Annotated in this window: 5 protein-coding genes and 1 pseudogene; 5 read left to right on the forward strand and 1 reads right to left on the reverse strand. The window is 45.2% G+C overall.

Annotation, left to right across the window (positions count from 1 at the left end; genetic code table 11):
• Positions 1-105: 105 nt before the first annotated feature.
• Positions 106-2,427, reverse strand: coding sequence for a DNA translocase FtsK (locus ACERC5_RS07400; RefSeq protein WP_373659233.1), 2,322 nt, complete (start codon positions 2,425-2,427; stop codon positions 106-108).
• A gap of 86 nt (positions 2,428-2,513) precedes the next feature.
• On the opposite strand from ACERC5_RS07400, the gene ACERC5_RS07405 reads away from it, so the two are divergent.
• The 5 genes and pseudogenes from ACERC5_RS07405 to ACERC5_RS07425 all read left to right on the forward strand — a co-directional run.
• On the forward strand, positions 2,514-3,275 hold the full coding sequence (locus ACERC5_RS07405) for a peptidylprolyl isomerase (protein WP_373659234.1): 762 nt from the start codon (positions 2,514-2,516) through the stop codon (positions 3,273-3,275).
• A gap of 315 nt (positions 3,276-3,590) precedes the next feature.
• Positions 3,591-4,328 carry an ATP-binding cassette domain-containing protein gene (locus tag ACERC5_RS07410; RefSeq protein ID WP_373659235.1) on the forward strand — a complete coding sequence of 246 codons (738 nt, stop codon included), beginning with the start codon at positions 3,591-3,593 and terminating at the stop codon, positions 4,326-4,328.
• Entirely contained in the window at positions 4,318-4,977 is a 660-nt protein-coding gene (locus ACERC5_RS07415; RefSeq protein WP_373659236.1) for a methionine ABC transporter permease, read from the forward strand. The genes ACERC5_RS07410 and ACERC5_RS07415 overlap by 11 nt, the downstream gene beginning before the upstream one ends.
• An 11-nt stretch (positions 4,978-4,988) precedes the next feature.
• Positions 4,989-5,825 (forward strand): MetQ/NlpA family ABC transporter substrate-binding protein, encoded by an 837-nt coding sequence (locus tag ACERC5_RS07420; protein ID WP_373659237.1) that lies wholly within the window; start codon positions 4,989-4,991, stop codon positions 5,823-5,825.
• A gap of 416 nt (positions 5,826-6,241) precedes the next feature.
• A pseudogene (locus ACERC5_RS07425) lies at positions 6,242-6,369 on the forward strand (IS3 family transposase); the annotation flags it as partial.

Consider the following 6,369-nt stretch of genomic DNA (forward strand, 5'->3'; position numbering starts at 1 on the left):
TGCTAAATCCTCCAAATATTTTGTGGGCAAGATACCCCAACACCCTATATCATATCTAAAAATCCTCATATGGTCAAGCTTTTTGTTTAATTTGAGCGATTTTAGCTATTGTTGCAGGACTTTTCGTGGTTTTGTTCCTTCTGCTGAACCGATAATGCCTGCTTTTTCCAATTCATCCATGAGGTCTGTGGCTCGATTGAAACCGATAGACAGGCGACGCTGAAGCATGGAGGCAGAAGCCTTCTGGGTCTCGATAATGAGGCTCTTGGCCTCTTCAAAGAGGGGATCGCCCTGAGCAGCTCCGCTATTGCCCGAAAGGTCGTCACCATCTGCGACCTCACCTGGGTCAAAGTTGTCGTCGTACTCGGCATCGGCCTGTGCCTTGATAAAGCTGACAATGCGCTCGACATCGTCATCGGAGATAAAGGAGCCTTGGAGACGAACAGGATGGTTCTCGTCAATCGGTTTGAAGAGCATGTCCCCACGACCAAGGAGTTTCTCTGCACCATTGGTATCCAGTATGGTACGGCTGTCCGTACCGCTGGAGACAGCAAAGGCAATACGACTAGGGACGTTCGCCTTAATCAGACCGCTAATGACATCAACAGACGGACGTTGGGTGGCTAAAATCATGTGAATCCCAGCTGCCCTGGCCTTTTGCCCAAGTCGGATAATGGCATCCTCGACTTCCTTGCTGGCGACCATCATTAGGTCGGCTAGCTCGTCCACGATAACGACCAGAAGTGGCAAGGGAATATGTTTGTCATCAGCTGTTTTGTTCCACTCTTCCACCTTTGCATTGTAGCCAGCGATGTTGCGGACACCGACCTGACTGAAAAGCTCGTAGCGATTCTCCATCTCATCAACCACCTTTTGCAGGGCACGGCTGGCCTTACGAGGATTGGTCACAACTGGGATGAGGAGGTGGGGAATATCGTTGTAAACAGATAGCTCCACCATTTTAGGATCAATCATCATGAATTTGACCTGATCCGGTCGGGCTTTCATCAGGATACTGGAGATGATGCCGTTGACTGCTACAGATTTCCCTGAACCTGTTGAACCTGCCACCAAAATGTGGGGCATCCGTGCCAAATCAAACGAACGACTGGTGCCATTGACCGCCTTACCAAGCGGGACTTCGAGCAGGTTGTCTGGGTTGGTTTTAGATTGCTCCCAAAGTTCACGGAAAGATACCGTTGCAATTTGAGAATTGGGGACTTCGATACCGACGACCGATTTTCCTGGAATCGGCGCTTCAATCCGAACATCCTTAGCCGCAAGGGCAAGAGCTAAGTCATCAGCCAAGTTAGCAATCCGGTTGACCCGAACGCCAACAGCTGGTTTGACCTCGTACTTGGTCACTGATGGACCGATTTCCGCCCGCTCTACTGTGACTTTGATGCCAAAGCTAGCAAAGGTTTGTTCCAAAACAGCGATGTTCTCTCGAACAATTTTCTTTTCCTTGGATTGGTTTTTTGGTTTGTCTGGAGCAAAAAGGTCTATGCTGGGCAGTTTATAGAGCAAGCTCTGCTTGAGCGAGGGGCTTGTCTTTGGTAGTTCAGGCAATGCTGGAGCTGGATCAACTGACTGCTCTTGCGCAAACCAATCCTCGTCCAAATCGTACACGTCCTCTTCCTCTGAGTCTGATGGCAAGTAGATGTCAACATCTCTTTCATCACGTGTCAGTTGGGTATCAGGTGTCTGGTCATCCAGATCCTGCTCATTTTCTTCCTGACTTGCTTGTGCCATGGCAGCTTCTTGCTGGAGACGGCGTTCCTCTTTTTTGAGGAATTGTGCTTGGCGACGTTGTTCTGATCGGACTTGATGTGCCGCCCAGCTATTTTTGACAAAATCAATGACCTCGTAAATATCCCAAGGGGTCATCAAGAAGAGACCTAGGAGTATGATGAGACCACCGATAAAAAATGACCCAATGTTTGAAAAAAGAAAACTGATGGGTTTATAGAGAACTGCCCCTAGCATACCTCCACCTAAAAATTGTTCTACCTTAAAGGTGGATAAATCCTTAAAGACGAGCTGGATAGTAGCGCTGAAAACCTCAGCTTGCTTGAGTTGAGGCTGGGTAAAAAGGTAAGCATGCCAGTTGAGGAGTAAGCCAGTCACCACTGTCCAAAACCCAGTAGTCACGCCATCATAGCGAGCCAGCCATTTATTCAGTAGCATTTGAAGTAAGACGCCGATAAGCACCAGATAGGTCAATGACCCAAAGGCAAACCGAAAAATGTTGTAAACCGTCACACCAAAAATCCCTAAGCGGATCAGACCGATAAGGATTATCAGAACAATAAGGATTCGCCAAATCAGGCGTTTGGTCCGCTGACGTTTAGCGAGTTCGGTTTGATTTAGCCGACGTTTGCTATTAGCAGGGGATTTGGTTGTTTTTTTACTTCGTTTTGCTGTCATGCTACTATTATATCAGAATTTTTTACTTTAAGTCTTTTTTGAGAAATTATGGTAAAATAAAGGGAATAATAGCCTTTGGAGGACTCATGAAAAAATTTCTTGCGCTGACGGTTGTGTCTATGGCGCTACTAACTGCCTGTCAAACCAAATCAACAAACACATCAAAAACCTTGTCATCAAGCGAATTGCAAACGGCTCTAAAAGAGCGCTTGACGGAACTCAACAAGAAAGATTTCCCGCAGCTGTCAACTGAGATTGCTGACAATGAAGCAGCTGTCAAATTGACCACCAACAAGGGTGACATCACCATTAAACTCTTCCCTGAGTTGGCTCCTCTAGCGGTCGAAAATTTTCTCACTCATGCGAAGAACGGCTACTATAATGGCGTGAGCTTCCATCGTGTGATTGATGGCTTTATGATTCAGGGCGGAGATCCTGAGGGTACTGGGCGCGGTGGACAATCCATTTGGGCTGGTAAGGATAAATCCATCGACGATGGAACAGGCTTCGCTAACGAGTCCTCCGACTTGCTCTACAATATCCGCGGTGCTCTTGCGATGGCCAATGCCGGTCCAAACACGAACGGCAGTCAATTTTTCATCAACCAGAATAAGGCTGACCAAACCAGCCAGCTCCATCCTCTTTACTATCCTGAAAAAATTTATAACGCCTACGCTCAAGGAGGAAATCCGAGCCTAGATGGCGGCTACACGGTCTTTGGTCAAGTCATCGATGGAATGGCAGTTGTTGATGACATCGCATCAACAAAAACCGATGATCAGGACAAACCTGTTGAACCTATTCTTATCGAAAAAATTGATATTATCAAAGACTACACCTTCAAGTAAAAAAAGCGAGCAGGCTGTTTTCTTGGCAATAGCCAACGACCTGTCAAATCAATCATGGCAAGACTGGGACAAACGTCCTGGTCTTTTCAGTTTATGGTCGTTAACTAGCCAAGGCTCAGGGCTAGTCGGCTAACAACTTCTCAAGTTCTAACGGATTACCGACTGTCATCCACTCTATTTTTTCATTATCTCTGCGTCGCTGGCAAGATACATCTGTACTGGTACACGTTTTCAGTTATTATATAAAAGAATCGATTTCTTGAACTTGCTCTGGAAAATGAACTATGCTATAGTGGTCTGTGGAGGAGGTGAGACATGATTATTCAACTAAAAGATGTGGGAAAATCTTATCCCCAAGCAAATTTTAAGTTGGAACATCTGACATTTTCTGTTAAAAAGGGAGATTGTCTAGGGCTGATTGGGCAAAACGGAACAGGCAAATCAACCATTCTCAAGATGATGAACGGCTTGGTTGAGCCTGACTATGGTCAGATTTTCTACCATGGACAAGAGCTTAAGACCCTCCCTCCTGAGCAACTGCGAGCCATGCGAAAAACAGTCGCTTATATTTTTCAACAAGGCAACCTTTTAGAAGGCGAAACAGTACTCTATCACCTCAACCTTGTCTACTTTTTGGCCAAAAAGAAGCCGAATCGACAAAAAATCGATGACACCCTCGCCTTTATGACCCTTAGCCATCTCAAAAACGTGCCCTGCCGTGACCTCTCTGGCGGACAAAAGCAAAAGGTTGCCATTGCCATGGCAATCTTGCAGGAACCTCAGGTATTGCTTTGCGATGAAATCAGCTCTGCCCTTGATGCCAATAGTGAACAGGAGATTTTTGACCTCCTCAAAAAACTAAGAGAAACCAGTGACATTGCCATTGTGATGATTTCACACAATTTAAGCCTCTTGAAACAATTTTGTGATGAGGTGATGATTCTTGACAAGGGGCGACTTGTTGACACCGTTCGACCGGTTAAGCACGCGACAGACGACCCCAATAAGCACTACCTCACTCACGTAAAGGAGTTCTTAACCCATGCTAAGTGACTTGACCAGCCATATCCCAGGCATTATCGAAGCTTTTTGGGAGACCAACTTTATGGTGGGGCTGTCCTTGGTGTTTTGCTTGGTCATCGCCCTGCCGCTAGGTATTCTTCTCTACGCTTTGGATACGCCTGTTCTCTTAAAGCAGCCCCTTCTCTATCAGGTGCTCAGTATTTTGTTAAATACGCTGCGCAGTATCCCTTACCTCATCTTTATCTTTATTTTAATCCCTGTTAGTCGGTTTCTTTTCCAGACTTCTTTTGGCAATTTGGCGGCGACCTTGCCCTTGACTCTGGTATCCGTCAGCCTCTATGCTCGTTTTGTCGATCAGGCCTTGCTGAATGTCCCAAAAGGGATCATCGACCGTAGCATCAGTATGGGAGCAACGCCAAGTCAGATGATTCGCTACTTTCTCTTGCCTGCCAGCAAGCAAGATTTGGTCTTATCGTTCACCTCAACAGCCATTTCTGCCCTCTCTTATTCAACAGTTATGGGCGTTATCGGGGCTGGAGGGCTCGGAGAATACGCTTATCGCTACGGCTATCAGGAGTACAACTACCCCCTCATGTACCTCATTGTCATCATCTTTGTGGTCTATGTCTTCGTCATTCAAAATATTGGCTATCTCATTGCCAAACTAATCACAAAATAAGGAGTTTTCTCATGAAAAAACTATTGCTTTCCAGCTTAATCCTCTTCTCTGCTTTTGCATTGGCCGCCTGCTCTAGTCAAAAGGCTGCTGAAGAAACGACCAAAAGCTCGACATCAACTGCTGAACCAGTGGTCGTTAAAGTAGCTTCTCACACCTCTCCTATGACAGACATGCTAGAGATGATTACAGATGACTTGGCAGAAGCTGGCTACACGCTTGAAATCGTCAGAGTTTCTGACAATGTTCAAGCGAACGTTGCCTTGCACAATAAAGAAGTTGATGCCAATTTCTTCCAGCACAAACCGTTCATGGAAATGTATAATAGCGGTAATGGGGCAAACCTCGTTCAAATTCAGCCTATTTATAACGCTAACGTGTCCTTCTATGCTAAAGATTTTGATAACATTGAAAACTTACCTGAAGGAGCAGACGTGGCTATCCCAAGCGACCCGACCAATATGGCACGCGCCTTGCGTCTTTTGGCTACACACAACATCATCACCCTTAATCAGCCAGATAGCTACACTGTAACGGTTGATAACATCACAGAAAACCCTAAAAATCTGACCTTCAGCCCAATTGGTCTACTTAATCTGAATGAAGCCTACCAAGAAAAAGACATGGTCTTTAACTACCCAACTTATATCGCCAAACTGGGTCTTAACCCAACAGATAATGGCTTGATTTTAGAAGAGGAATCAGACAACACCTTTGCCGTGTCTCTTGTCGCTCGTGAAGACAACAAAGATAGTGATACCATCAAAGCTGTTCAAAAAGCACTGACTAGCGATGAGGTTAAATCATTCATCAAAGACAAGCTAGCAGGCCATGCTCAACCAGCATTCTAAGAGCCACACAAAAACTGAGACAACCCTCGGCACTAGCTCTTTAAAACGAAACTGAAGAAAAACACTCCTGTTGATATCTAGTACACTAGAAATAAGGAGTGTTTTCTTCTGTTATTCGTTAGTGGTTAAACTAGCCTGCATTAAGAAGAAAGCAGGGAAATCTCCTAAGGTCATTATGGAGACCTTAGGAATTAAGAGTGTCATTCAGGTAAAGACCTAGTGGGGAGATGATATCAAAAAATCAACCTACTATCGCTGTATGAAAGCGGTAATGTAAACTCAAAAGATGGTTCCGATTGTTGAGCAAATTGAATAACACTGCCCCCACCCCGCTTTTAATGCTTCCCCTGAATCGGTTACACTAAACTAGACAGAATTTATAAAGTGTTCTACACTAAAGAAAACAGGAGAACTCTATATCTAGAAAAATCCGTCGTCAATTTAGTGATGACTTTAAGCAACAAATTGTTGACCTCCACAAAGCTGGCCGGAAACGTAGCGAGCTCATTAAGGAATATGAGTTAACCCCCTCTACCTTTGACAA

It is taken from the genome of Streptococcus sp. E24BD (assembly GCF_041807825.1).
Lineage (GTDB): Bacteria > Bacillota > Bacilli > Lactobacillales > Streptococcaceae > Streptococcus > Streptococcus entericus.

Excerpts from the sequence above, each read along its gene's own strand:
- ACERC5_RS07400 (WP_373659233.1), bottom strand. The coding sequence starts at position 2,427 with ATGACAGCAAAACGAAGTAAAAAAACAACCAAATCCCCTGCTAATAGC.
- ACERC5_RS07405 (WP_373659234.1), top strand. The coding sequence starts at position 2,514 with ATGAAAAAATTTCTTGCGCTGACGGTTGTGTCTATGGCGCTACTAACT.
- ACERC5_RS07410 (WP_373659235.1), top strand. The coding sequence starts at position 3,591 with ATGATTATTCAACTAAAAGATGTGGGAAAATCTTATCCCCAAGCAAAT.
- ACERC5_RS07420 (WP_373659237.1), top strand. The coding sequence starts at position 4,989 with ATGAAAAAACTATTGCTTTCCAGCTTAATCCTCTTCTCTGCTTTTGCA.
- ACERC5_RS07415 (WP_373659236.1), top strand. The coding sequence starts at position 4,318 with ATGCTAAGTGACTTGACCAGCCATATCCCAGGCATTATCGAAGCTTTT.